The organism is Parvibaculum lavamentivorans DS-1 (assembly GCF_000017565.1).
Lineage (GTDB): Bacteria > Pseudomonadota > Alphaproteobacteria > Parvibaculales > Parvibaculaceae > Parvibaculum > Parvibaculum lavamentivorans.
This window is the reverse complement of sequence record NC_009719.1, coordinates 3,558,270-3,583,175: the sequence shown is the minus strand read 5'-3', so window position 1 is coordinate 3,583,175 and position 24,906 is coordinate 3,558,270. Positions and strand designations below refer to the sequence as shown.

Genomic DNA, 24,906 nt, shown 5'->3' with positions numbered 1-24,906 from the left:
ACATCCAGTTTGCGGCGCTCCGCCCGTGTATACAACCTCATTTCTCCGCGAAAGCTCGCGCCAATGCGCAGAATTGCTCGACCGAAAGTTCTTCTGCCCTCTGCGTCGGATCGATACCGGCTTTTTCAAGCAGGGGAAGAGAATGCGGAGTCAGTGTCCGCAGACTTGACCGTAGCATTTTGCGACGCTGCCCGAATGCCGCGGCGACAACCGCCTCGAGTACACGCGGATTCGCTTCCGCCAGCGGTACTGCGCGTGGAATCAATTCCACAACAGATGAGGTGACAGAGGGCGGCGGCGTGAAGGCGCGGCGGTCGACATCGAAAAGAATCTGCGCTTTTGCCCGCCACTGCGCCAGCACAGCCAGCCGGCCATAGGCCTTCCCGCCGGGCTGCGCCACAATCCGTTCGGCCACCTCCCGCTGAAACATGAGCGTCAGGCTGTCGAACCAGGCCGGCCATGGCTCCGTCTGCAACCAGCCGACCAGCAGCGGCGTGCCGACATTGTAGGGAAGATTGGCGACAATTCTGGCGGGAGAGGTAACGAGGGACTTCATGTCCACTTCGAGAGCATCGCCCTCGACGATGACGAGCCGCCCGGGATAGGCGGCGGAAATTTCCTCCAGCGCCGCTATGCAGCGCCGGTCGCGTTCGATTGCGATGACGCGCCGGGCGCCATTGTCGAGCAGCGCGCGCGTCAGTCCTCCGGGGCCGGGGCCAACTTCCACAACGTCGTAACCATCGAGAACACCGGCCGCCCGCGCAATGCGCCCGGTCAGGTTGAGATCGAGAAGAAAATTCTGACCAAGGGATTTCTGCGGCGCCAGCCCATATCGCGCGATCACCTCTCTCAGAGGCGGCAGGGGCGGAGAGGCGCCGCTCATGCTCCCGCCCGGTGTCGCGTTATCTCGTCGGCCACAAGGATAGCTTCGATCAGGCTTTCGGGATCGGCAACGCCGCGCCCGGCGATGTCGAGCGCCGTCCCGTGGTCGGGCGATGTGCGAACGATCGGCAGTCCGAGAGTGATGTTGACGCCGCGCGCGAAATCGATGGTCTTGAGCGGTATCAGCGCCTGATCGTGATACATGCAAAGAACGGCGTCATGGCGCGCTCTCGCCGCAGCATGGAAAAGCGTATCGGCGGGCAAGGGGCCGCTTATCTCCGCCCCGGGCAGCGCCTCGGCAAGCAACTTCGCAGCCGGTGCGATGATGTCGATTTCCTCTCGCCCCAGATGGCCTTCCTCGCCCGCATGCGGGTTGAGCGCGGCGATGGCGATGCGCGGTTTGGAAATGCCGAAATCGGCAGTGAGCGACCGGCTGAGGATGAGGCCATGCTCGACGATTTCCGAAGTCGTGAGCACGGCAACCGCATCCTTCAGCGAAAGATGAACCGTCACCGGCACCACGCGAAGCCCGGGGCAGGAGAGCATCATCACCGGCTTGGCGCCGCCGGTCCGCTCCGCCAGATATTCCGTATGCCCGGGAACGTGGAAACCTGCATCGTAGAGCACCCGCTTGTGGATCGGGTTCGTCACAAGGCCCGATGCCTTGCCCGCCGTCACCGCGTCGCAAGCCGTATCGATCGATGCGAGAACGGCCGCAGCGTTCGCCCCCGACAATTGTCCGGGAGTGGCCGCCTCATGCAGCGGAACCGGCAGGACGGGCAGGGCGCCCGGAAAAACCTCCGCCGCCTCCGAAGGATCTGAAATTTCCCGGATAGCGGCCCCCGCACCGAGCCTTTCCGAAGCGGTGCGATAAAGCGCCGGGTCGCCGGCAACGAAGAAAATCGGCAAGGATTTCTCCGCGCGGGCGGCCCACGCTTTCAATGTGATTTCCGGCCCTATGCCCGCCGGTTCGCCCATGCTGAGCGCGAGTGGAGGCAGGGCGGCCTTGTCTCGGGTCATGGCACCACTGTCCTGCGCCGCCTGAGGCAACTGTTCCTTGTCAGCGATAGACGACCACGGCGTCACGGCGCAGATCGCGAAGGTGGCGTCGCCCCATCATCGACAACTGCTGTTCGTAAAGCGAGCTGTCGATCTGCTCGCGCGTGGGTCTTTCGCCTTCCGCGGCCTTGTGACCGCACACGACGACCATCTCGATGCCGCGCTCCGAACGGATAGGCGCCGTCGTGTTGCCGGCTTTCAGCCCGGAAAGCGCCTGGCGCAGCCTCGGGTCGAGCTGTCCGGCGATGACATCCCGCTTCGGGCTCGCCGCGCCGCTCAGATATTTGGTGATGTTCCTCGCCGCATCGTCGCAGGAATTTGTCTGCCGGCGAAACTCCTCGGCCTCCCGCGCCCGCCTGCTCACCGCCTGCGGCTCCGCGTCGGGCGTCAGCGGCAGCAGAACCTGCATGAGCGAATACTGGTCGCGCATCGGGTCCGCGCCCGAGCCCGTCTGCATCGCCTTCAACTGCATGATATAGAAGCCGTTCAGCGTGCGGATGGGATCGGACACCATCCCCGGCTGCATCTTCGCGACAACCGAGCCGACGCCTTCGGGAAGCTGGCTGGCATGCACCCAGCCGATTTCGCCGCCATTTGCCGCCGAAGCCGATTGGCTGAACTGATGCGCCACCGCCTCGAACGGCGCGCCCTGCCTGATCTGCTCGACCAGCCGCTGTGCACCGCCGGCTATTTCCTCGGCATGTTGCGGGCTGTCGAAGGTGATGAGAATTTCGGAGACGAGATAGCGGGGCTGGTCGGACTCTTCCTCCAGCCTGCGCAGCACTTCGTCGATTTCCACATCGCCCACCGTCACCGACGGACCGAACTGCTGCTGGATGACGCGGTTCCATGCGATGTCGCTGCGGATCTGCGCCTCGAGCGCCGCCCGCGATACGCCGCCATCCTTCAGGAAAGCCTCGATCTGGTCGACCGACATGTTGGCGCGCTGCGCGATGCGCTGAAGCGCGCTGTCGATCTCTTCCTGCTGAACCTCGATGTTGAGCCGCGCGGCTTCCTGCTGTTGCAGATACTCGTCGACCAGCGATCTCAGAACCTGCCCGCGGATACGCGAGATGTTTTCGGGCGTATCGGGAATGCCGGAGCTCAGCATGACGAGCTTCACGCGCTGGTCGAGATCGTAGGACGAGATGATGCGATCGTTCACGACGGCGGCAATGCCCTGCGTATTCGAGGGAGCGTTCTGCGCCAGCGGCATGTCCGCGGGCGTCACCGCAAGGCCGGCCAGAAAGATGAAGGCTGTCCCCGCCACGAGCCGGAATATCCGGCGTCCGCCCCGGGAGACCGCACTCACGAAAATGTCTGCTGACTTCATAGCGTCTTTCTTCTGTGCCTTCGGGCACGCCACCTGCCGGCGCCCGGCCGACAGAATACTTGAAACAGGACCCTAATCAACCGAGAGACGGAAGCAAAACCGCCTGTTTTTTCAATCGGTTGGCTCGCCGTCCGGCCATTTTAGTTCGAGCCGGCGGAGCCCGAGACCTGGGCGCTTCCCAGCGTCTTGAAGGTAATCTGAAGGATCACCGAATTTTCCGGTTCTATGTCCCTGTCCCGGTAAAACGACTGATACAGGCCGAGCGAGACATCGAGGCATTCATCTCCGTAGCCTACTCCGAGCCTGTTTGCCACCGTGCGGTCGTTTTCGATATCCCGCCGCGTCTGGCCGAATACCCGCCAATACCGGTCGAGCCTCAGCACGCTGCCGATATAGGCCTCTTCGCGCGCCTGGAAGGTCAGGGACTGGTCCGGCGCAAAATACGCATAGCCGATATCGCCGGTCAACGGGCCGAACCGGCCGAGGAAGTTGAGTTCGTTGCGCCGGATCTTGTAGTTCTCGTCGTCGAGCCGGAAGCGGTAGACCAGCAGAAAATCATCGGAAGGCGCAACCATGACCCGGCCGACATAATCCGATGTATCGTCCTGCAGCCCGGTCGATGCGGCTACGCTGTCATTATTGTTCACTCGAAAGCTCTGGCCAAACAGCACGTTCGCCTGGCCGCCTCCCTGCGTGTAAACCGAGTAACGGACGCCGAGATTGGCCCGCGCCCCCGTTTCCCAGCGGTCGAAGCCGACGAAGCGGTCTTCCGAAAAGAGGTTGGTATCGTCGAACTCGAAGCTCAGCGAATCCTCGTTCGGTATTTCCTCGGTATTGCCGACATTGGGCGAATAGATGAGCTGCGCGATCGGCTCCAGCACCTGCCTCAGGCCGCTCTCTGAGCGGACGAGAGGATAGCTCCATTCCGTGCCGATGGTCGGCAATGCCCGGGTGATCGTCGAGCTGTCGAAGGTCGCGGCCGGAAAGGCGGGGTTCGGCACGTCTTCGACCGAATAGACATCGCCGCGCAGGCTGCCGAACAGGCGATAGACGAAGCCGCTCGCGGATGTCTCCCGGCGGTCCCATCTGACGGAGCTTGATACCCGGCGCGACTTCGCGCCTTCGCGGCGTTGCAGCACCATGGCATTGGCCGAAAAGCCGATGCGCCCGCCGGCGACCTGATCTGGATAGGAATACTCATATTGCATCAGCGGCGCGACCCAGGGCGTGGTCGCCGTGTCGTCCGCCGCCAGCAGGCCGCGGAAATAATAGGCGTCCGCCGTGAAGCTGTTGCGCCCGTCTATATAGGTCGTGTTCACATTGCTGATCAGGTCGGTCGCCGACGACAGGTCGTAGCGGCGCAGATAGGTGTCGTCCGAAGCGAGCTCGGAGCGAAAGCCCCAGCGCCAGTTTTCATCGAGCGTGAAATCGCCCTGACCGAACAAGCTGCCGCGAAAGTCGTTTTCCGCCGGCGTGCCCACTTGCTGGTTGCGCGGCCAGGTGGCCGTGCCGAACATCTCGAACTGGCCGCTCTCGAAGCGCTGCCGGTATTCGCCCTGATAGACCGTGCCTTCCTTGCTCGTGAAGCGCGGCGAGATCGTCGCGTCCTTGTCCGGCGCGATCGCCCAGTAATAGGGAATTTCCACCTGCTGCCCGAGATCCGAAGAGCTACCGAAGGAAGGCGTGAGAAAACCCGACTGCCGCTTCACGGTCGGGTCAGGCTGCGAGAAATAGGGAACATAAAAAACGGGAACGCCGAAGAACTCCATGAAGGCGTCTTCATAGATAATCCTCTGCTTCTCCTTGTTGTGGATGACGCGGAAGGCCTTGATCTGCCAGATCGGCGTCGTCTGTCCTTTTTTCTCGCAGATGTCGCACGGGCTGTAGACGCCCCGGTGGAGCGTCGTCATGTTGCCGCCGCTGCGCACCACGTCATGGCCCGCAAGCCGCGAATTGTCGCTCAGCAGCACGCGCAGTGTCTGGATCACGCCGTCGCGCATTTCATTGCGCAGCACCAGGTGGTCGGCAAAGGCCACGTCGCCTTGCGGGTCGAGCAGCGACACATTGCCGTCCGCGGTCACGACGCCGGTCGTCTCGTTATAGGTGACGCGGTCGGCAAGCAGCACCCGCTCGCCATAGGCAAGCTCCACATGGCCGCTCGCCGTCACCACGCGTGCATCCCTGTCATAGGAAAGCTGGTCGGCCTGCATCAGCACTTCGCCGGATTCGGGAAAGGCTTGCTGCCGGGCGGGGGCGGGCTCTTGCGCGCGGGCCGGCCCCCCGGCCAGCGTGACCGCTATAAGCACAGCTATCGGCCACAGGATGCCGCGCCCCTTGCCCAAACCCATCCAGAGCCCCTCACTCAAGTGCAAATCTCGCCCCCCGGCCACATCCAGAATCGCCCTGTATCCGGGCCCCGCACCCTGATTTCTAACCGTCTTCGAGGTGAAAGAGAACCGCAAGTCCCAAAAGTGTCGCCACGAGCGATGGAGCCCAGGCGGCAAGCGCCGCCGGCAGGATGCCGGACAGGCCCAGCGCGATAGCCAGATTGCCGAGGAAATAGATCAAAAAGCCAGAGAATATGCCGCCAAGGACCATTTGCAGCAGCCCCCCCATCCGCGTCACCCGCAGCGAGAAGGCCGCGGCGATCAGCACCATGGTGCAGAGCAGGGCAGGCGTGGCCAGAAGCTGGTGGAAATAAATCTGATACCGGCGGGCCGAAAAGCCGGCCGCTTCGGCCGTGGCGATGAAATGCGGCAGTTCCCAGAAGGAAATGGATTCCTCGCGCGCGAAGCTCTCCTCGATCTGCTTTTGCGTCAGCGACGTTTCCTGCCGGTAGGTGTCGTATTTGCGGGACTGCTCGCCATCCATCATGACCCAGACATCGGCAAGCTCCCAATAGCCCGGTCGCAGACGGGCCGTCGCCGCGTCGATGCGGCCGCTGAAGCGGTTGCCCTGGTCGTAGAGAAAAATGGTAACCCGCCGCAGCCGGAACCCGTCATCCATGCGCAGGGCGTGGACGACCGATTGCCCGGTCGAATCCGCTTGCCGGAGCCACAGCCCGTTTGCCGAAACCGCGACAAAGCTTGCCTGCCGCGAAAGATATTTGGATTCGAGCTGCTCGGCCCGCGTCGTCAGCGTCGCCGATACGGGGTTGAAAACGGTGGTGACGAAAGCGCCGATGACGAACGCCACCGCCAGCGCCGGCGCAATGAATTGCCACACCGAAACACCGGCCGCGCGCGCAACCACGAGTTCATTGTTCCGGCTCAGCCGCAAAAACGCGGCCATGCCCCCGAAGAGAACGGCAAAGGGCAGCGTTTGCGCGCCGATCCGGGGCACCTCCATCAGCGCGATGGTCACCACAAGCCCGAATGTCACGTCGGGCTTGTCCGCGCTGCGCCGCAGAAGCTCGACAAGCTCGATCATGAAGATGAGAACGATGAACACGCCGAACGTGAGCAGGACGACGCCCAGAAACTGACGGCCGAGATAGCGCGAAAGGGTCCATGAAAGGTTCATCGCGCGGCCCCGCTCTGCCCTGCGCGCCCCGACAGGATGCGGCGTGAAAGCCTGCGCCACAGAATGTCGAACCGGACCCCCGCGATCACGGCAAGGCATATGCCGCAGACCGCTATGGGAAGGATATACATGAGCGGCGCCAGCGCGAGATTGTTCCCTACCGCGTTGGAAAGCGCGAAGCCGAGGATGCGAACCGTAAGCGCCATGGCCGCCGCCGTCGCCATTCGCGAGGCATATCCGCGCCGGTTGAAAGGCGCCGGCAGCAGTGCCGCAAGCCCGATCAGCGTCAGCATCACGGGATAGAAGCCTTCCACCAGCCTTTCATGCGCGTCGGCGAGAAGCTTGTCGCGGTTCTGCTGGCCGTAAAGATCGTCGCTGGCCGGGTTGACCAGCTCGTGGAAATACCGCTCGCGCCCTTCATATGAAAGCGTCGGCTCGTCTTCCATGTATTGCGAAAGGTCGTAGGTATATTTGTCGAAGTAGAGAAATGTCGCGGCGCTTGTTTCCGTGCCGCTGCGCGATGCGCGCTGGATGTTTCCGTTGAACATGACGAGCAGCGGCCCGTTCGGTCCCCTGACAAGGCTCCCCGTCTCCGCCATGTAGGTAACCGGCGCGGATGGAATGCGCCCGTCATGCACCAGCACGCCATAGGTGGTTCCGTCGGCGGCGCGTTCGCGCACGAATACTGTTAGGCCGGTCGCCGGATTGGAGAATGTGCCCTCGCGGATCATCGCGGTGGCGACGTCGCTGCGGATTTCGACCAGGCGGCTCTTCAACTCGCGCATCCCGGCCGGCGCGATATAGATGCTGAACGCGAGAATGATGACGGAGGTGCCCATCGCGATCGCCAGCAGCGGCAGCGCAACCACCCAGCGGCTGACGCCGGCTGCAAACATCACGACGATTTCGCTGTCGCTGATAAGCTTGTGAAGGGAGTAGAGCACGGCGCAAAAAAGCGAAATCGGCAGCACGATCATCAGCGTGCTTGGCAGCGCCAGCACCGTCAGCTCGAAAAAGGTGAGAAGCGTCTGTCCTTGCGTGATGAGGACGTCGAGCATCCGCAGCGCCTGCGTAAGCCAGATGATGCCGCTCAGCACGACGCTCGCGACGACGAAGGGGCCGAGTGTCTGGAAAAACAGATAGCGTGACAGGCTCTTCAGCATCGGGCCGGGTGCTCTCGCGCAGGTCTTTCGTCTTGGCGCATGCCGGGCAGTCCCTCGCGTTGATTGTCCGGTCTTCGATTATCCGGTGGCTTCCGCGCCGCGGCCGCAAAGGGTGGCTTTCCCTCCGCTCCGATTCAGTTAGGATACGCGCCGTAATTGCCGGACGCACCGTAGGAAATGGTTATCCCATTTCGCCAGCCGGGGAAAGGCGCGTCGACGGCTCGAGTTGCACCTGGCTCACCGAATCGCACTTGTTCAGGCCGAATGAGGGCCGGACAGGATCAGACCGGACAGGATCAGAAAGGTCCCGCTATGAATATTACGTTCGCCGACATCTCGCTCGCCAAGCCCGGCGCGCTCGCCGTCCTCGTCACCGAGGGTGCGACGCTGCGGGGCATCGCCGCCGATCTCGACGGCAAGCTCGGCGGCGCGCTCAAGCGGGCGATGAAGGCGGCAGGCTTTACCGGCAAGGCGGGCAGCGTGCTGGAGGTTGTCGGGCCGCAGGGCGTGAGCGCGGGCCGTGTGCTTCTCGCCGGGCTCGGCAAGTCGGCGGACCTGTCGGCGGCAAGCCTCGAAAAGGCTGGCGGCGAATTGGCGGGGCGTCTGGAGAAGACGAAGGAAACGGCGCTGTCGATCGTGCTCGACGGTATTTCGGGACCGAAGCTCCCGGCAGGCGAGGCCGCGGCCCGCGTCGCTCTCGGCGCCAGGTTGCGCTCCTACCGTTTCGATAAATACAAGACGAAGAAAAAGGAAGGCGACGACAAGAGCGGTTTGAAAACGCTCACCGTGATGACGCGCGCCGCCGCTTCCGCGCGCAAGGATTACGCGCCGCTGTCCAAAGTCGCGGAAGGCATGTTCCTCACGCGCGATCTCGTCAACGAGCCTGCAAACATTCTCTTTCCCGGTGAATTCGCCAAGCGCGCCCGCGCCCTTTCCAAGCTCGGCGTCAAGGTCGAAGTGCTCGGCGAAGCGCAGATGAAGAAACTCGGCATGGGCTCGCTGCTCGGCGTCGGCTATGGCAGCCAGCATGAAAGCCAGATGGTCGTGATGCGCTGGAATGGCGGCAAGCCGGGCGAGAAGCCGGTCGCCTTTGTCGGCAAGGGCGTTTGCTTCGACACCGGCGGCATCTCGCTGAAGCCTGCCGCCGGCATGGAAGACATGAAGGGCGACATGGGCGGCGCCGCCTGCGTCACCGGCCTGATGCATGCGCTGGCGGCGCGCAAGGCGAAGGTCAATGTCGTCGGCGTCATCGGTCTCGTCGAGAACATGCCGGATGGCAAGGCGCAGCGGCCGGGCGACATCGTGACCTCCATGTCCGGCCAGACCATCGAAGTCATCAACACCGATGCTGAAGGCCGCCTCGTGCTGGCCGACGCGCTCTGGTACACGCAAAGCCGCTTCAAGCCGAAATTCATGATCGACCTGGCAACGCTCACCGGCGCCATCATGGTGGCGCTCGGCAAGGAATATGCGGGCCTCTTCTCCAATGACGACAAGCTCTCGAAGCAATTGTCGGAGGCCGGTGAGGTCGAAGGTGAAAAGGTCTGGCGCCTGCCGATGGGCCCCGCCTACGACAAGATGATCGACTCGCGCTTTGCCGACATGAAAAACGTCGGCGGCCGCGATGGCGGCTCGATCACGGCGGCGCAGTTTCTTCAGCGTTTCGTCAACAAGGTCACATGGGCCCATCTCGATATCGCGGGCACGGCCATGGCATCGCCGCAGACGGCGACGAACCAGAGCTGGGGCTCGGGCTGGGGCGTGCGCCTTCTCAATCGTCTTGTGGCGGATAATTACGAAGGCTGAGGGAACGCATCGTGACGGAGGTTCTGTTCTACCATTTGCAGAACGCGCCTCTGGAACAGGTGCTGCCGCAATTGCTGGAGCGTTCGCTGGAGCGCGGCTGGCGCGCGATTGTCAGGGCTGGCGGTCCGGAGCGGCTCGACGCGCTCAACAATGTCCTCTGGACCTACAGCGACGACAGCTTTCTGCCGCACGGAACGCTGGATGACGGCCCCGCCGCGCTGGAGCCCGTCTTTCTGACCGTCGATGACGAAAACCCGAACAACGCCAACGTCCTCTTCCTTGTCGATGGCGCTGCCCCCGGCAATATCGGCCCCTATGAGCGCTGCGTGCTGATGTTCGACGGCCGCGACGAAGCGGCGCTCGCCGCCGCGCGCGAACACTGGAAAACGCTGAAGGCGGAAGGGCACGACGCCACCTATTGGCAGCAAAGCCCGGAAGGCCGGTGGGAAAAGAAGGCGTGAGGCTCTGCAAAAAGGCATAGTCCGCATACGGGGTTCGTGGATTGATCCCGGCCAGGCCGGGGATCATTATCGCGGCTGCAAAAAACTGGGGGGAAATACATGTCTGTCTGGCTCAAGAGAAGTCTCGTCGCCTTGGCGGTGCTCGTCGCCATCCTTGGTGCCGCTTATTACTGGTTCATCGTCGAAAGCCGGATGCCGTCCGACGCGGCCTACGCCCTCGACATCAATGAAGTGCGCCGCATGGTCGCCGCCGTTCCCGGCGACAAGCCCGCAACCGTCGAAGTGGAGCGCGTCGGCGCTTTCAGCTTCCCCGCAACGGCGATCGTGGCGGGTGACGGCTGGTCGCAACGCGATCTGCCCGTCTTCTCATACCGGCTGGTGACGCCGGAAAGCAGCATCATCATCGACACCGCGCTCAATGCCGAACTGGGCGGCGACAATCTCGTCGGCTTCGATGCGGAGGCTTATGCACGCATGGAGCGGGCGATGCAGACGGCTTCGCTCATCGTCATCACGCATGAGCATATGGACCATATCGGCGGCCTTACCGTGCATCCCGATCTGCCGGCAGTCCTGCCCGCGATGCAGTTGACGCAGGAACAGGTCGAAAACCCGGAACTCAGCGTGCCCGCGAAGTTCCCGGACGGCGCGCTCTCCGCCTATGAACCGCTTGTTTACGAGAAATACAAGGTGGTCGCGCCGGGTGTCGTGCTCATCAAGGCGCCGGGGCATTCGCCGGGCAGCCAGATGGTTTATGTTCAGCGTGCTGACGGTTCTGAAATGCTCTTCATCGGCGACGTCGCCTGGCACTACCGCAACATCGTGACCCAGCGGGAGCGCGCCCGTCTCGTCACGCAATTTTTCCTGGAGGAAGACCGCACCGCCGTCTTCGGGCAGCTCGCGGCGCTGAAAAAGCTCAATGAGGCTGAACCGGAGATCGCCATCGTGCCCGGCCATGACGGCGAAATCGTCGGTGAATTGATCGAATCGGGGGTGCTCGCGGAAGGCTTCACCGGCGCCGCCGAAACGGAGTAGGCCGCAAACCGGGGATTAGTTTTTTTCGGCCTCCGTTCGGGCACTTTCCGGTGCCCGGCGGAGGCCGTTTTTGCGTACCCGGATTCGGTAAAAATCACTCGATGACGGTTTCATGACGGTTGAGTGACAGTCGGCCCGTTTTAGTCCGCCATCGCCTCCTCATAGGCCGAGCTTGCCTCCAGCCAGGCCTCCTCCGCCCGCGCCAGCGCCTTCATCGCATCGGCCCGTTCCTTCGCCGTCGCGGCGCTCGCTCCGGGGTCTCCGGCGACCTTCGGATCGCCAAGTTTCGCGGTCAGCGTTTCGATGATTTTCTGAATGCGCGCAACCTCTTGCTCGGCGGCCTGAGCTTTTTTCTTTAACGGCGCCATCTGCTCGCGCTTCTGCGCGGCAAGGCGTCGTGCTTCCTTCTTGTCGTTCGATGGGCGAGGTGCCGGCGCAGGCGCGGCCTCTCCTTCTTCGTCTTCCGCGACCAGGGGTTTGATGCGCCGCGCCGGATCGAGCAGCCATTTCCGGTAGTCGTTGAGATCGCCATCATAAGGCGCAACGGTTCCGTCCGCGACAAGCCACAAACGATCCGCGCATGTTTCGACAAGATGCCGGTCATGCGAAATCAGAATGAAAGCGCCGTCATATTCGTTGATCGCCATGACCAGCGCCTCGCGGCTGTCGACGTCCAGATGGTTCGTCGGTTCGTCGAGGATGATCATGTGCGGCTTGTGAAAAGTCGCGATGGCGAACAAAAGGCGTGCCTTCTCGCCGCCTGAAAGCTTCTCGACTTTCGTATCCGCCTTGTCCGCGCCGAACCCGTAGGAGCCTGCAATGGCGCGCACTTGTGCCTGCGTCGCATCCGGTTTCAGCTCGCGGAAATGCTCGTAAGGCGTATCGCCCATATTGAGTTCGTCGAGCTGATGCTGCGCGAAATAAGCGATACGCAGCTTCTTTGAATCGTATTTGTGTCCGCCCGTCACCTGCAACCGGTCGCATAGCAGTTTCGCAAATGTCGACTTGCCGTTGCCGTTCGCACCGAGAAGCGCGATGCGGTCGTCCTGGTCGATGCGGAGATCGAGATCCTTCAGCACCGGCTTGCCGGGCTCGTATCCGACGCTCGCATGTTCTAGCCGGATGATCGGCGAGGCGAGCGGCTTGTCTGGCGCCGGAAAACGGAACGGCAGCACGCGCTCGTTCAATATGTCGGCGATGGGTTCCATCTTCGCGAGCGCCTTCATGCGGCTCTGCGCCTGGCGTGCCTTCGACGCCTTCGCCTTGAAGCGTTCGATGAAGCTCTCCATGTGGCGGCGCGCATCGTCCTGCTTCTTCTTCATCGAAAGCTGCAGCATCAGCTTTTCGCGCCGCGTCCGGTCGAAGCGGTCGTAATTGCCGCTATAGACCGTGAGCTTCTTGTGTTCGAGATGCAGGATGTTCTGCGCGACATTGTTCAGGAGGTCGCGGTCATGGCTGACGATGAGCACGGTATAGGGATAGGACCGCAGATAGTCCTCAAGCCAGATCGTGCCTTCGAGATCGAGATAGTTGGTCGGCTCGTCGAGCAGCAGCAGGTCGGGCTCCGAAAAGAGCACCGCCGCAAGAGCCACGCGCATCCGCCAGCCGCCCGAGAAATCCGAGCAAGGCCGCGCCTGCGCCGCCTCGTCGAAGCCGAGACCGGAAAGAATGGTGGCCGCGCGGGCAGGGGCCGCATGGGCGCCCATATCGGCCAGCCTCGTATGGATCTCGGCAATCCGGTGAGGGTCGCTCGCCGTCTCCGCTTCGGCGAGCAGCGATGACCGCTCGAGATCGGCGGCAAGCACCGTGTCGAGAAGCGACGTCGGACCGGCCAGCACTTCTTGCCGGACCATGCCGATGCGCCAGCTTTTCGGAAAGCTGATACCGCCCGTCTCGGGCGTATATTCGCCCGTGATGAGCTTCAGCAGCGTCGATTTACCGGTACCGTTACGGCCGACAAAGCCCGTCCGTTGCCCGGGGGGCACGGCGGCGGTGACATGGTCGAGGAGCAGGCGCCCCTCCATTCGGAAGGTCAGATCGTTGATATGCAGCATGATGGCGGGCTTTTAGCACCCCCTGTTGCCCGCGTCACCAACCCCCGCTATAAACCGCGCCAATTCCCTGACCCTTCAGATACAGGAAGCCCCGATGGCTCTCGAACGCACATTCTCGATCATCAAGCCGGACGCGACCCGGCGTAATCTCACCGGCAAGATCATCGACCGCTTCGAAAGCGCGGGCCTGCGTGTGGTCGCCTCCAAGCGCATCCACATGACCAAGGCCCAGGCGGAAGGCTTCTATGCCGTCCACAAGGAGCGCCCCTTCTTCAACGATCTCGTCTCCTTCATGATTTCCGGCCCGGTCGTCGTCCAGGTGCTGGAAGGCGAGAACGCCGTCGCGAAGAACCGCGAGATCATGGGCGCCACCAACCCGGCCAATGCCGATGCCGGCACGATCCGCAAGGATTTCGCGGAATCGATCGAGGCGAACTCGGTCCACGGTTCCGACGCCCCGGAAACGGCCGCCGAAGAGATCAAGTACTTCTTCAAGGACGAAGAAATCGTCGGCTGATTTTATCGGCTGTTGAATACGGAAAAGCCCCGCTTGATGAGCGGGGCTTTTTTGTTTGGCCTAAACCGCAGGCACGAATAACGGCCCCGCCAGTGTCTCGCCATCATAGTCGATCACGACCTGTTCGCCGGCGACGCGGGCGCGGCCATCGACAATGAGGCGCAGCGCCAGCGGATAAAGCTTGTGTTCGGCTTCGAGTACGCGCGCGGCGAGCGTTTCCGCGGTGTCGCCCGGCAGGACCGGCACGGCGGCCTGCGCGACGATGGGGCCCTCATCCATTTCGGCGCGCACGAAATGGACCGTGCAGCCGGTGATCTTCACGCCCGCGTCGAGCGCGCGCTGATGGACATGCATGCCCTTGAACGCGGGAAGGATCGAGGGGTGGATGTTGATCTGCCGGTCGCGCCACTTCTCGACGAATTCATCCGTGAGGATGCGCATGAACCCGGCATTGCAGATGAGTTCGACACCCGCCTTGCGGAGCGCCTGATCGAGTTCCGCATCGAAAGTCGTGCGGCTTGCATATTCCTTGTGATCGATGACGAGCGTCGGGATGCCAGCCGCCTCGGCAATGGCAAGGCCAGGCGCCCCGGGGCGATTGGAAATGACGAGAGCAATACGTCCGCGAAAGCCGGGTTCGGCGCAGGTGTCGATCAGGGCCTTGAGGTTCGAGCCCCGGCCCGAGATGAGAATGCCGATCCTCACTTGCCGGACCCGAGCGCGCCCTTCACAGCAACGCGCGCCGCGCCGGGCACAGTCTCGATGAGACGGCCGATGCGGAAAACCGTTTCACCAGCCTCCGCCAGCGCGTCCGAAACTTCGAGCGCCTGATCCTCGCGGACCACCACAACCATGCCGATGCCGCAATTGAATGTGCGGCCCATCTCCGTGTCGTCGATGCCGCCGAGTTCCATCAGCCAGCGGAAGACAGGCGGCATGGTCCATGAGGCGCCGTCGATCTCGACATTGATGCCTTCCGGCAGCACGCGCGGAATGTTCTCGACGAAACCGCCGCCGGTGATATGCGCCACCGCCTTCACCGCAGCGGTCTCGCGGATCGTCTTCAGCATCGCCTTCACATAGATGCGCGTCGGTGCGAGCAGGACTTCGCCGATGCTGGCGCCGTCGCCGCCGGGGAAGGGCGCGGAGTAGGAAATGCGATTGTCCTCGACGATCCGGCGAACGAGCGAAAAGCCGTTGGAATGAAAGCCGGAGGAGGCGAGGCCGAGCAGCACGTCGCCGGGGGCGACATCGCCGCGCGGCAGGACACCGTCGCGCTCGACGGCGCCGACAGCAAAGCCCGCAAGGTCATAATCGCCCTTCGCATACATGCCGGGCATCTCGGCCGTCTCGCCGCCGATCAGCGCGCAGCCCGCCTGGCGGCAGCCTTCGGCGATGCCGGCGACCACATCGCGCGCGACATCGACATGCAGCTTGCCCGTCGCGTAATAGTCGAGAAAGAAGAGGGGCTCCGCGCCCTGCACCACAAGGTCGTTGACGGACATGGCCACGAGATCGATGCCGACAGTGTCGTGGCGGTCAGCCTCGATCGCGACCTTGAGCTTGGTGCCGACGCCGTCATTGGCGGCGACCAGAACCGGATCCTTGAAGCCGCAGGCGGCCAGATCGAACAACCCGCCGAATCCACCCAGCGCCGCATCCGAACCGGGCCGCTTCGTGGAGGCCGCCAGCGGTCCGATCATCCGGACCAGCTCGTTGCCGGCGTCGATATCGACCCCCGCCTGTGCGTAGGTATAGCGGTTGGGGCGGTCCTTGGGGGGCGTGGGGGCCATGTCGGTTTCTGGTCGCTCTCTCTGAAGACTCAAGGGGCTGACGGGCGCTCAAATCACCTGAAATTCTCCCCGGGTGCAAGAGAAAGCCGAAAATTGCGTGTCGCCCGCCTTCGCGGACCTTCGCCGATGTTATAGTGTGCGGTGCGGCGATTTGCCGGGGCATGGATTATCGAGACAGATCAAGGGCCTATCAATGTTTGCTGACTTCAGGCTTTGGCGCGCGGCGGCCGTGGTTTTCGCGGTCGCAGGTTTTTTCGCCCAGCCCGCCGCCGCTGCGGATGTCTTTACCGTGCGGGGCATCCATGTCGACAAGACCGCCGAGAGCGCGACTGCCGCCCGCACCGCCGCGCAGGCCGAGGGCCAGCGCCTCGCCCTGACGGAAATGATGATGAAGCTGACGCTGCCCGAGGATTGGGCGTCGCTGCCCCCCGTCGACGACGCAACCGCCCAGCGCGCGGTGCGCGGCTTTCAGGTTGCGAGCGAGAAGACGAGTTCGACCCGCTATATCGCCGAGATGATCGTCAGCTTCCAGCCGGAGGCCGTGCGCCGGCTTCTGCGGGGCGCCAATGTCCCCTTCGGGGAAACGCAAGCGAGGCCGGCGCTTCTGCTCGCGGTGCTGAACCGCGACGGGCGCAAGCTGCTGTGGGAAGAACAGAATGCGTGGCGCGAAGCCTGGGCCGCGCTTGAACCGGCAGACGAACTGACGCCCCTTATTCTGCCGCTCGGCGACATCATGGAAATCAATTCCCTTTCTGCCGAGCAGGCCTCGACTGGCGAAGAAGCTGCGCTGGCGTCGCTGGCCGCCAATTACGGGACCAGCGAAACCGTGGTGGCGGAAGCCACGGTCGAGGGCGAGACGCTGAAGGTGACCGTAAGGCGGATCGGCGGGCCGGCCGCCAGCGAGCCGGTCAGCGGCACCTATGCCAGGGAAGGCCGGGACGAGGCCGCGACGATGCAGGCGGCAGCCGCCGATATGCTGAATGCGCTCGCAGTCGCCTGGAAGCGTCAGATCATCGTCCGGGACGGACGGCTCTCGACCCTGGCGGCGCAGGCGATATTCATGAACCTCAATGAGTGGGAGACGATCCGCAAGGGGCTCACCTCGACGCCGCTGGTGCAGAACATGGAAGTGGCGGGTATCTCCTCGCGCGGCGCGGAAATCCGTATCTCGCACAAGGGCACGGCCGAAATGCTGGCTCTGTCTTTGGCGCAGCAGAACGTGACCCTGACTGACGCCGTTGCCGAGACCGGCGCGCCGGCGGACGGCTCAACGGGGCGGACGCCGCGTTGGCGTCTTGGCGTTAGGCAATAGACGAGCGGAGAATAGAGGCCATGACCATTCAGCGGCAGGCGATCATCTGGGCGCTTTTCATCGCGCTTTTCGTCGCGGGCCTGTGGCTGCTCAAGGGCATACTGTTGCCTTTCGTGGCGGGCATGGCGATCGCCTATTTCCTGGACCCGCTGGCCGATAAGCTTGAAAGCTATGGACTGTCGCGACTGGCGGCAACGGGGATGATCACGATCGTCTTCCTGCTCCTTGCTATCGTGATGCTCATCGTACTCGTGCCGGTTCTCTACAATCAGCTGATCGCGCTTGTCGAAATCTTTCCGGCGCTGATGCGCCGGGGGCAGGAATGGCTGCTGACGATTGGTGATGGCCGTCTGGGACGGCTTCTCGGGGTCGAGGGACAGGATGTCGAGCAGGCGATCAGGCAGAGCCTCGGCGGCTCGCTTGATTGGCTGGTGAATATCCTCACTTCGGTGGGATCGCAGGGTCTGCAGATAGTCGCACTTCTCTCGCTGATCGTCGTGACGCCGGTCGTTGCATTTTATCTGCTGCTCGATTGGGACCGTATGGTGGAGCGCGTCGACGCATTGCTGCCGCGGGACCATGCCGAGACAATCCGGCGTCTTGCACGCGAGATCAACGAGGTGCTGGCAGGCTTCATCCGCGGCCAGGTGATTGTCTGCCTGGTGCTCGGTACGATTTATGCGGTAGGCCTGACGCTGGTCGGCCTTCGTTTCGGGCTTATTGTCGGCATTGTTGCCGGCATTATCAGCTTCATTCCCTATCTCGGGACCATTCTCGGTTTCGTGGTCGGGCTGGCGCTGGCCCTATTCCAGTTCGGCACCGATTTCGTGCAGGTCGGCATGGTGATTGGTGTCTTCGCCATCGGCCAGTTCATCGAAGGGAATTTTCTGTCGCCGAAGCTCGTTGGGGACCGGGTGAAGCTTCATCCGGTATGGGTGATGTTCGCGATCTTTGCCTTTGCCGCCCTCTTCGGCTTCGTCGGGGCGTTGCTTGCGCTGCCGATTGCCGCTGCCCTCGGTGTGCTCGCGCGTTTCGGCGTCGCGCAATACCGCAAGAGCCAGCTCTATCTCGGAACATCGTCTGGCCGCGTCATCCCGCCGCGCGATACCGACAGCTGAAGATGCCTCGCCAGCTCGCTTTTGAACTCGGGCACCGGCCGGCCTTCGGCCGTGAGGATTTTCTCGTTGCGCCGCCAAACGAGGCCGCCGTGGCGCTGATCGATGCCTGGCCGGACTGGCCGGACCGCGTGGTGGCGCTCTCGGGGCCGGAGGGAAGCGGCAAGACCCATCTCGCCGAAGTCTGGCGGAATGCGGCTGGCGCCGTGTCGCTGGCGCCGTCAGCGCTGGCAGGGGCGGATGTCCCGGCGCTGGTGGCGGCGCGAACGATCATCCTCGAAGACCTTGCAGCGCCAGATGCGGCTGCCGAGCGGGCCCTTTTCCATCTCGTCAATCTGGTGCGGGAGGAGGGTGCCTTCCTTCTCATTACCGCCCGTGTGCCGCTGTCCCGCCTGCCACTGGCGCTGCCGGACCTTGCCTCGCGGCTGAAGGCGGTTCCACAGGCGGAATTAGGCCCGCCCGACGATGCGCTGCTGGCGGGCATCCTCGTGAAGCTCTTCGACGACCGTCAGCTTCGGGTCGCCCCCGCCGTGATCGCCTGGCTTGCCGCGCGGATCGAGCGTTCGGTAAGGGCCGCCCGCGATGCTGTGGCGGAACTCGACCGCGCCTCGCTTTCAGGCAAGCGCCCGATCACCGTGCCGCTCGCCGCCGAAATCCTCGGGACGCAGGACGAGATGAAGTTCTAGCCTCCGAACCGCTTCCGCGCTGGAGATGCGCGGAACAAAAATATGCCGATTCCCAGATAGGCCGCGTATTCGAGCGCCATGGCGAGCCAGCGACCGTCATGGACGAGAAACTGCGTCGTCTCGACGAAGCAGACTATGGCCATGGCGCCATAGCCCAACGCCACGGCCAAGGGCGTGTGGCGCCAGCCCGCGGTATAGCCGGCCAGAAAGGCGAGAGAGGCAGCCAGCACCGAGAACCAGTGGGCGAGGAGCATGGGGCGGGGAAGGAGCGGATTGGCAACGCGCGGCCATGGGACAGTGGGCAACACCAGCTCCATGAGCCCGGTCAACGCCCAGAGCAGCAACCCTGCGTGAAGAACGACCAGCAACTGAAGGAAAAGCCCTGGAATCCTGCCCATCCCTGCCTCCTGGGCATTTTGACCGAAAATCGCCCAGCCTTCGCTTCCTTTTGCTTCGCAGTCATGACTCAGTCATGTGTTTGACATAAACTTAAGCGATAGCAGAGGCTTACTCCGTTTCTTGCAGAAGTGATCTCATGACCACCGCGCCGAACAGCCATGCCACAGAACCTTTGGCCGAGGAGCCCTCGCTGCCCCTACCTGCCGGAGGACCGCTGATCGGCGCGCATAGCCCGGACCGCTTCATCAATCGGGAAGCCTCGTGGCTCGCTTTCAACCGGCGTGTGCTGGAAGAGGCGCAGAATACCAATCACCCGCTTCTGGAGCGGCTTCGCTTCCTGTCGATTTCGGCATCGAACCTTGATGAGTTCTACATGGTCCGCGTGGCCGGCCTGAGGGGCCAGGTGAGCGCCGGGGTGACGACCCTTAGCCAGGACGGCTGCACGCCCGCCCAGCAGCTCGACCTTGTGAACACAATGGCGAATGACCTGATGGGCCAGCAGCAGCGCCAGTGGGTCGCGCTTTGTATAGAGATGCGCGCGGCTGGCATTTTCGTGCTGGAGCCGGATGAGGTCACACCGGATGAATTCGCCTGGCTGGAGACACGCTTTCTCGAGCAGGTCTTTCCAGTGCTGACGCCGCTGGCGATCGACCCGGCGCATCCTTTTCCGTTCATTCCCAATCTCGGCTTTGCGCTGGCGTTGCAACTGCGCCGCGTTTCCGACGGCAAGCTGATGGATGCGCTGTTGCCTGTTCCGACACAGGTGAAACGCTTCATCCGGCTGCCTGCGAGCGACAGGGAAGAGGGCATCCGTTTTATCAGCCTCGAAAACATGATCGGCCTGTTTCTCGACCGTCTCTTCCCCGGCTATACGGTGATCGGGCAGGGCGCCTTTCGCCTGTTGCGCGATAGTGACATTGAAATCGAGGAAGAAGCCGAAGACCTGGTTCGCTTTTTCGAAAGCGCCCTGAAGCGCCGCCGTCGTGGCAGCGTGATCCGGTTGAAGATCGAGGCGCGCACACCGGATTCGCTCCGCCAGTTCGTGGTGCACGAGCTTGGCGTGACGGAGCGTGAGCTTGTCTCGGTACAAGGCCTGCTTGGTCTCGCGCAAACGAGCCAGCTTATCGTCGATGACCGATCGGACCTGAAGTTCCCGCCCTATAATGCGCGCTTCCCGGAACGCATCCGCGACCACGGCGGCGACTGTTTTGCGGCGATCCGCTCCAAGGACATCATCGTCCATCATCCTTACGAGTCTTTCGACGTGGTGGTGCAGTTCATCCGGCAGGCAGCGGCCGATCCCGATGTCGTGGCGATCAAACAGACGCTCTACCGCACCTCGAAGGACAGCCCTATCGTGCAGGCGCTGATCGAGGCGGCAGAGGCCGGCAAGTCGGTGACGGCGCTGGTGGAGCTGAAGGCACGCTTCGACGAGGCGGCCAACATCGTCTGGGCGCGGAACCTTGAACGCGCGGGCGTGCAAGTGGTGTTTGGTTTTATCGAACTGAAGACCCACGCCAAGATTTCGCTTGTCGTGCGCAGAGAAGGCGGCGCATTGCGCTCCTATGTTCACTTCGGCACCGGCAATTACCACGCGGTAACGGCGAAGATCTACACCGACTGCTCGATGTTCACCTGCGATCCGCGCCTCGCGCACGATGCCTATCAGGTCTTCAACTACATCACGGGCTATGCCGAACCGAAGGACCTCGAACTTCTCGCTGTGTCGCCGCTCAACATGCGCTCACGCCTCTTGTCCGACATCGAGGCAGAGATCGAACACGCGCGCGCCGGCCGCCCGGCTGCGATATGGGCGAAGCTGAACTCGCTTGTGGATGCGCAGATCATCGATACGCTCTACAGGGCAAGTCAGGCTGGCGTCCATATCGAGCTGGTGGTGCGCGGCATTTGTTGCCTGCGTCCCGGCGTTCCGGGGCTTTCGGAAAACATTCGGGTGAAGAGCATCATCGGCCGCTTCCTCGAGCATTCGCGCATCGTTTGCTTCGGTAACGGTTACGGACTGCCGAACGACCAGGCAAAGGTCTATATCGCGTCCGCCGACTGGATGCCGCGTAACCTCGACCGGCGTGTCGAGATACTTGTCCCCATCCTGAACCCGACGGTTCATGACCAGGTCATGGACCAGATCATGGTTGCCAACCTGAAGGACAACCAGCAGAGTTACGAACTGCAGCCGGACGGGTCGTACCGGCGAATCGCCGTGCGCGAAGGGGACGAGCCTTTCAACGCGCACACCTATTTCATGAACAATGCGAGCCTTTCCGGGCGTGGCACCTCCCTCAAGAAAAATCTTCCGCCCAAGTTCGACATCAAGTCTGCGTAAGGATAGCTTGCGGCAAACGGCGGAGGAGGTGCTGTGAGCCGCGCAAAGCAAGGTGGCAGGTTCGGGATCGTCGATCTCGGCTCGAATTCTGTTCGTCTCGTCGTCTACGCGAGTGCCGAACGAAGCCCCGTACTCGTCTTCAATGAAAAGGTGATGGCGGGCCTCGGCAGGTCGCTGGCCTCTACGGGCCGCCTCGACCCCAAAGGCATCGACCGGGCACTGGACGGGCTGCGCCGCTTTATGGCCTTGCGGGAACAGATAGGTGTGCCACACCTCGTAGTCGCGGCAACGGCGGCGGTGCGCGACGCGGAAGACGGGGCCGAGTTTTTGGCCCGGGCAGAGAAGATTTGTGGCTTCAAGATTGAGCTCCTGTCGGGCGCCGATGAGGCGCGCATATCCGCCCAAGGCGTACTTTCCGGCATACCGGAGGCGGATGGCCTCGTGGGTGATCTCGGCGGTGGCAGCCTGGAGCTCGTTCCCGTTTCAGGCGGAAAGTCGGGAACGGGGGCTACATTGCCGCTAGGCCCGCTCCGGCTGATCGATCTCGCGCATGGCAGCCTTGCGGAAGCCGAGGCGGTAGTCGACCGTGCGCTGGGCGAGCAGGACTGGCTGAAGGAATTCCAGGGCAGGCCCTTCTATGCGGTCGGCGGCGTCTGGCGAAATCTGGCGCGCATCCATATGGCGCAGCGCAGCTACCCGATCCATGTGCTGCATCAATATGTAATTCCGGCGCGCGATGCGACCGACATCTCGAAAGTGATCGAGAAACTTGGACCGAAATCGCTGGCCCAAATTCCCGATGTGTCGGAAAGGCGCGTGGAAGCCCTTCCTTTCGGTGCGCTCGTGCTCGACAAGCTGATTGCAGTTTTGAAAGCGAAGGAAGTCATCATCTCAGCTTACGGGCTTCGCGAGGGCATCCTCTTTGACCGGCTGGACAAGAAGGAGCAGGCCAAGGACCCACTGCTCGCCGGCTGCCGGGACCTTGCCGGGCGGCTGGCGCGCTTTCCGCAGCACGGGAATGAGTTCAACAAATGGACGGCGCCGCTTTTCGCCGACGATGTTTTCGGAGAAACGCCGGCGGAAGCTAGACTGCGCCATGCTGCCTGCATTCTCGCCGATATCGGCTGGTACGTGCATCCCGACTACCGCGCCCACCACGCGATGACACAGATATTGCTGGCGCCATTTTCCGGCATCGATCACGCTGGACGGCTTTTCCTCGCGCGCGTTGGCTATCACCGGCACGAGGGTAAGGGCGAGCCCGAACTTCTTGGCAATCTCTCGGGGATCATCACGGAACGGGACCATGAACGCGCGCTGGTGTTGGGCCTCGCGCTCCGGCTTGCCTTCACGCTTTCCGGCGCAACGCTCGGCATGCTCCCGAAGACCTGCTTCGAAATTGGCAAGAACACAATCACGCTGGTGGTGCCAAAAAAATATGAGGCGCTGGTCGGGGAAATTGTCGTGAAGCGCCTCGCGGCACTCGGCCGGGCAATAGGTCGGAAGGGTGATATACGGGTGGGGAAGTGAGGGGGCGCCTGTGGCTTTGTGGGGCGGCAGTCAGAAGGGGAACGCTATCGCTTCGTCTCGATCAGCACGATCCGCTTACCCTTGACGCCGATGGCAAGTTCTCCGCGCTTAAGGCGTAGCGCGTCTTCACCGAAGAGTTCCCGCCGCCAGCCCTTGAGCGCCCCTACATCTGCTTCCGAATGAGCGGCAATGAGTTCGAGGTCTGCGACATTGGCTACGAGCTTTTGCGCAACGTCGTGCTCTTCACATTTGATCTTGAGGAGAACCTTGAGGAGTTCGACCAACGGGCCGATGCCGGGGGGCAGAGGTTCCGGCCCCTCAACGACCGGAATATCCTCTTCCTTCATGGCGAGACCGCGCTCGACGGCTTCCATCAAGCTTGCCGCCGAGCGGCTGTTTGAGAAGCCCTTCGGGACGGCGCGAAGCCCATCGAGGTCAGAGATTGTGCGCGGGATTTGCGTCGCGATTTCTGCCAGAGCGTCATCTTTCATCACGCGTGAGCGCGGGAGGTCGCGCTCTTGTGCCTGACGTTCGCGCCACGCCGCCACCTCGACAAGCACCGCGAGACCACGCTGGCCGCGGAATCGGGCCTTGACGCGCTTCCATGCATTCTCCGGCCGCATCGCATAGGTTTCGGGATCCTGGAGTACCGCCATTTCCTCGGCCACCCAATGGGCACGCTTCGTATGGGTCAGTCGCTTCGCCAGTACCTCGTAAATAGTGCGGAGATAGGTGACGTCGGCCATCGCGTATTGAAGCTGCTTGTCGGAAAGCGGCCGCCGCGACCAGTCCGTAAAGCGCGATGACTTGTCGACACTGCCGCCGGCAAGCTTGCGGACCAGTGTTTCGTAGCCGACGGAATCCCCGAAACCGCAAACCATAGCCGCGACCTGTGTATCGAACAGGGGGTCGGGGATCGCCTTGCCCTCATGGCAGAAGATTTCGATGTCCTGCCGCGCGGCGTGAAAAACCTTAACCACGTTCCGATTCTTCATCAGCGCATAGAAGGGGGCGAGGTCAAGATCGGGGGCCAAGGGATCAACGATAAGTTCGTCGCTCGGTCCCGCCAGCTGGATCAGGCAGAGAATCGGCCAAAAGGTCGCGTCCCGCATGAATTCGGTATCGACCGTGACAAAGCCGGCTGTGGAGAGCCGGTCGCAGGCGGCCCTCAAGGCCTCATTCGTCGTAATGATTTCCATGAAAAGCTCTATAGCCGATCCCGTGGCGTCTGTCGCGGGCATGCCGTCCGAATAGGGGCGGAGCCAAGGGTGCCGATATCGCGTCCGGACATTAAGTAAAGCCTTCTTTTTTTCAAGTGGGTACGACATGAGGGAGAGCTTTATCTCTCCCGTATCGTCGGTTCAGGGGAGCGGAAGATGAAGGATTATTTCTTGCGCCAGCTGGAAATCTAGACCACTAAATGAGCTGGGTCGGCTTGTCCTGCGCGGGCGGCAATGGATAAAAGCTACCCTCGAAAAGGCACGCTGTAGACCGGTTCGTCGGGATGGAAATAGTGCATATGGATCGAATGCTTTGGATTACGGCCACGCTGGGCCTGTCGCTTTATGGCCAGCTCATCATGAAGTGGCGGTCCGGTTTTCATGGAACCGATGCACCGGACGCGGGACGTCTCGGTTATATCTTCGGTATGCTGACGGATCCATGGGTGCTGACAGGGTTGGCCGGTGCCTTCCTAGCCAGTATTGCCTACATGCTTGCTATCGACAAGCTGGGGCTTTCCTACGCCTATCCGCTAATGGCCCTTTCCTTTGTTCTGGTGCCAATTGGCGCTGTGGTTTGTTTCGGAGAACGCATACCGATGATGCAGGCGGCGGGCCTGACCTTGATCGTAATGGGCGTAACGCTGTCGGCGCTCTCGAAATAATATAGTATCC

Annotated in this window: 21 protein-coding genes; 10 read left to right on the top strand and 11 right to left on the bottom strand. The window is 62.5% G+C overall.

Annotated features, from left to right (window positions below):
* Positions 1–37: 37 nt before the first annotated feature.
* From rsmA to lptF, 6 genes are all read right to left on the bottom strand, one after another.
* Entirely contained in the window at positions 38–883 is an 846-nt protein-coding gene (rsmA, locus tag PLAV_RS16990; RefSeq protein WP_012112278.1) for a 16S rRNA (adenine(1518)-N(6)/adenine(1519)-N(6))-dimethyltransferase RsmA, read from the bottom strand.
* The gene (gene pdxA, locus PLAV_RS16985; RefSeq protein WP_012112277.1) at positions 880–1,902 is read right to left on the bottom strand and encodes a 4-hydroxythreonine-4-phosphate dehydrogenase PdxA; all 1,023 of its coding nucleotides are present in this window, start codon (positions 1,900–1,902) and stop codon (positions 880–882) included. Before pdxA ends, rsmA begins: the two co-directional genes overlap by 4 nt.
* Before the next feature lie 40 nt (positions 1,903–1,942).
* Positions 1,943–3,274 carry a peptidylprolyl isomerase gene (locus PLAV_RS16980; protein ID WP_012112276.1) on the bottom strand — a complete coding sequence of 444 codons (1,332 nt, stop codon included), beginning with the start codon at positions 3,272–3,274 and terminating at the stop codon, positions 1,943–1,945.
* 140 nt (positions 3,275–3,414) lie between these two features.
* The gene (locus PLAV_RS16975; protein ID WP_049767822.1) at positions 3,415–5,622 is read right to left on the bottom strand and encodes an LPS-assembly protein LptD; all 2,208 of its coding nucleotides are present in this window, start codon (positions 5,620–5,622) and stop codon (positions 3,415–3,417) included.
* An 82-nt stretch (positions 5,623–5,704) separates the two neighbouring features.
* Entirely contained in the window at positions 5,705–6,796 is a 1,092-nt protein-coding gene (lptG, locus tag PLAV_RS16970; RefSeq protein ID WP_012112274.1) for an LPS export ABC transporter permease LptG, read from the bottom strand.
* On the bottom strand, positions 6,793–7,959 hold the full coding sequence (gene lptF / locus PLAV_RS16965) for an LPS export ABC transporter permease LptF (RefSeq protein ID WP_012112273.1): 1,167 nt from the start codon (positions 7,957–7,959) through the stop codon (positions 6,793–6,795). The genes lptG and lptF overlap by 4 nt, the downstream gene beginning before the upstream one ends.
* A gap of 312 nt (positions 7,960–8,271) precedes the next feature.
* Here lptF and PLAV_RS16960 point away from each other — a divergent pair, with 312 nt between their 5' ends.
* The 3 genes from PLAV_RS16960 (at position 8,272) to PLAV_RS16950 (ending at position 11,261) form a co-directional block, all read left to right on the top strand.
* A complete protein-coding gene (locus PLAV_RS16960) occupies positions 8,272–9,765 on the top strand; it encodes a leucyl aminopeptidase (RefSeq protein ID WP_012112272.1) in 1,494 nt (497 codons plus the stop codon).
* 11 nt (positions 9,766–9,776) lie between these two features.
* Complete coding sequence (locus PLAV_RS16955) at positions 9,777–10,226, top strand: DNA polymerase III subunit chi (RefSeq protein ID WP_012112271.1); 450 nt, start codon at positions 9,777–9,779, stop codon at positions 10,224–10,226.
* A gap of 99 nt (positions 10,227–10,325) precedes the next feature.
* Complete coding sequence (locus PLAV_RS16950) at positions 10,326–11,261, top strand: MBL fold metallo-hydrolase (RefSeq protein ID WP_012112270.1); 936 nt, start codon at positions 10,326–10,328, stop codon at positions 11,259–11,261.
* Between the two features lie 140 nt (positions 11,262–11,401).
* Here the strand turns inward: PLAV_RS16950 and PLAV_RS16945 are convergent, their stop codons facing one another.
* Complete coding sequence (locus PLAV_RS16945; RefSeq protein WP_012112269.1) at positions 11,402–13,315, bottom strand: ABC-F family ATP-binding cassette domain-containing protein; 1,914 nt, start codon at positions 13,313–13,315, stop codon at positions 11,402–11,404.
* 94 nt (positions 13,316–13,409) lie between these two features.
* On the opposite strand from PLAV_RS16945, the gene ndk reads away from it, so the two are divergent.
* Entirely contained in the window at positions 13,410–13,832 is a 423-nt protein-coding gene (ndk, locus tag PLAV_RS16940) for a nucleoside-diphosphate kinase (RefSeq protein ID WP_012112268.1), read from the top strand.
* Between the two features lie 60 nt (positions 13,833–13,892).
* Here ndk and purN read toward each other — a convergent pair whose 3' ends face one another.
* Together purN and purM are read right to left on the bottom strand one after the other, a co-directional pair.
* Positions 13,893–14,537 (bottom strand): phosphoribosylglycinamide formyltransferase, encoded by a 645-nt coding sequence (purN, locus tag PLAV_RS16935; RefSeq protein WP_012112267.1) that lies wholly within the window; start codon positions 14,535–14,537, stop codon positions 13,893–13,895.
* The gene (purM, locus tag PLAV_RS16930) at positions 14,534–15,625 is read right to left on the bottom strand and encodes a phosphoribosylformylglycinamidine cyclo-ligase (protein ID WP_012112266.1); all 1,092 of its coding nucleotides are present in this window, start codon (positions 15,623–15,625) and stop codon (positions 14,534–14,536) included. The genes purN and purM overlap by 4 nt, the downstream gene beginning before the upstream one ends.
* 193 nt (positions 15,626–15,818) lie before the next feature.
* Here purM and PLAV_RS16925 point away from each other — a divergent pair, with 193 nt between their 5' ends.
* The 3 genes from PLAV_RS16925 to PLAV_RS16915 are packed head-to-tail and all read left to right on the top strand — an operon-like array spanning position 15,819 to position 18,738.
* Positions 15,819–16,937, top strand: a complete 1,119-nt coding sequence (locus PLAV_RS16925) for a DUF2066 domain-containing protein (RefSeq protein ID WP_012112265.1) — start codon at positions 15,819–15,821, stop codon at positions 16,935–16,937.
* Between the two features lie 20 nt (positions 16,938–16,957).
* Positions 16,958–18,055: an AI-2E family transporter gene (locus PLAV_RS16920; RefSeq protein WP_012112264.1), complete on the top strand. Its 1,098-nt coding sequence runs from the start codon at positions 16,958–16,960 to the stop codon at positions 18,053–18,055.
* Between the two features lie 2 nt (positions 18,056–18,057).
* Positions 18,058–18,738, top strand: coding sequence for an HdaA/DnaA family protein (locus tag PLAV_RS16915; RefSeq protein ID WP_012112263.1), 681 nt, complete (start codon positions 18,058–18,060; stop codon positions 18,736–18,738).
* On the opposite strand, the gene PLAV_RS16910 is transcribed toward PLAV_RS16915, so the two are convergent.
* Positions 18,735–19,136: a hypothetical protein gene (locus PLAV_RS16910; protein ID WP_012112262.1), complete on the bottom strand. Its 402-nt coding sequence runs from the start codon at positions 19,134–19,136 to the stop codon at positions 18,735–18,737. The genes PLAV_RS16915 and PLAV_RS16910 overlap by 4 nt on opposite strands.
* Positions 19,137–19,273: 137 nt before the next feature.
* Here PLAV_RS16910 and PLAV_RS16905 point away from each other — a divergent pair, with 137 nt between their 5' ends.
* Both PLAV_RS16905 and ppx read left to right on the top strand, forming a co-directional pair.
* Complete coding sequence (locus PLAV_RS16905) at positions 19,274–21,481, top strand: RNA degradosome polyphosphate kinase (RefSeq protein ID WP_012112261.1); 2,208 nt, start codon at positions 19,274–19,276, stop codon at positions 21,479–21,481.
* Positions 21,482–21,514: 33 nt separating this feature from the next.
* Positions 21,515–23,011, top strand: coding sequence for an exopolyphosphatase (ppx, locus tag PLAV_RS16900; protein WP_012112260.1), 1,497 nt, complete (start codon positions 21,515–21,517; stop codon positions 23,009–23,011).
* Positions 23,012–23,055: 44 nt separating this feature from the next.
* On the opposite strand, the gene rnd is transcribed toward ppx, so the two are convergent.
* Positions 23,056–24,210: a ribonuclease D gene (rnd, locus tag PLAV_RS16895; RefSeq protein WP_041536094.1), complete on the bottom strand. Its 1,155-nt coding sequence runs from the start codon at positions 24,208–24,210 to the stop codon at positions 23,056–23,058.
* A 320-nt stretch (positions 24,211–24,530) separates the two neighbouring features.
* Between rnd and PLAV_RS16890 the strand changes: the two genes are divergently transcribed.
* Positions 24,531–24,896 (top strand): DMT family transporter, encoded by a 366-nt coding sequence (locus PLAV_RS16890; protein ID WP_049767821.1) that lies wholly within the window; start codon positions 24,531–24,533, stop codon positions 24,894–24,896.
* The last annotated feature ends 10 nt before the right edge of the window (positions 24,897–24,906 follow it).

Bases quoted from the DNA above. Each gene is read 5' to 3' on its own strand.
- PLAV_RS16950 (WP_012112270.1), top strand. From the start codon at position 10,326: ATGTCTGTCTGGCTCAAGAGAAGTCTCGTCGCCTTGGCGGTGCTCGTC.
- PLAV_RS16915 (WP_012112263.1), top strand. From the start codon at position 18,058: ATGCCTCGCCAGCTCGCTTTTGAACTCGGGCACCGGCCGGCCTTCGGC.
- PLAV_RS16975 (WP_049767822.1), bottom strand. From the start codon at position 5,622: ATGGGTTTGGGCAAGGGGCGCGGCATCCTGTGGCCGATAGCTGTGCTT.
- pdxA (WP_012112277.1), bottom strand. From the start codon at position 1,902: ATGACCCGAGACAAGGCCGCCCTGCCTCCACTCGCGCTCAGCATGGGC.
- PLAV_RS16925 (WP_012112265.1), top strand. From the start codon at position 15,819: ATGTTTGCTGACTTCAGGCTTTGGCGCGCGGCGGCCGTGGTTTTCGCG.
- PLAV_RS16910 (WP_012112262.1), bottom strand. From the start codon at position 19,136: ATGGGCAGGATTCCAGGGCTTTTCCTTCAGTTGCTGGTCGTTCTTCAC.
- lptF (WP_012112273.1), bottom strand. From the start codon at position 7,959: ATGCTGAAGAGCCTGTCACGCTATCTGTTTTTCCAGACACTCGGCCCC.
- rnd (WP_041536094.1), bottom strand. From the start codon at position 24,210: ATGGAAATCATTACGACGAATGAGGCCTTGAGGGCCGCCTGCGACCGG.
- PLAV_RS16890 (WP_049767821.1), top strand. From the start codon at position 24,531: ATGGATCGAATGCTTTGGATTACGGCCACGCTGGGCCTGTCGCTTTAT.
- lptG (WP_012112274.1), bottom strand. From the start codon at position 6,796: ATGAACCTTTCATGGACCCTTTCGCGCTATCTCGGCCGTCAGTTTCTG.
- rsmA (WP_012112278.1), bottom strand. From the start codon at position 883: ATGAGCGGCGCCTCTCCGCCCCTGCCGCCTCTGAGAGAGGTGATCGCG.
- ndk (WP_012112268.1), top strand. From the start codon at position 13,410: ATGGCTCTCGAACGCACATTCTCGATCATCAAGCCGGACGCGACCCGG.
- PLAV_RS16960 (WP_012112272.1), top strand. From the start codon at position 8,272: ATGAATATTACGTTCGCCGACATCTCGCTCGCCAAGCCCGGCGCGCTC.
- PLAV_RS16980 (WP_012112276.1), bottom strand. From the start codon at position 3,274: ATGAAGTCAGCAGACATTTTCGTGAGTGCGGTCTCCCGGGGCGGACGC.
- PLAV_RS16905 (WP_012112261.1), top strand. From the start codon at position 19,274: ATGACCACCGCGCCGAACAGCCATGCCACAGAACCTTTGGCCGAGGAG.
- purM (WP_012112266.1), bottom strand. From the start codon at position 15,625: ATGGCCCCCACGCCCCCCAAGGACCGCCCCAACCGCTATACCTACGCA.
- PLAV_RS16945 (WP_012112269.1), bottom strand. From the start codon at position 13,315: ATGCTGCATATCAACGATCTGACCTTCCGAATGGAGGGGCGCCTGCTC.
- PLAV_RS16920 (WP_012112264.1), top strand. From the start codon at position 16,958: ATGACCATTCAGCGGCAGGCGATCATCTGGGCGCTTTTCATCGCGCTT.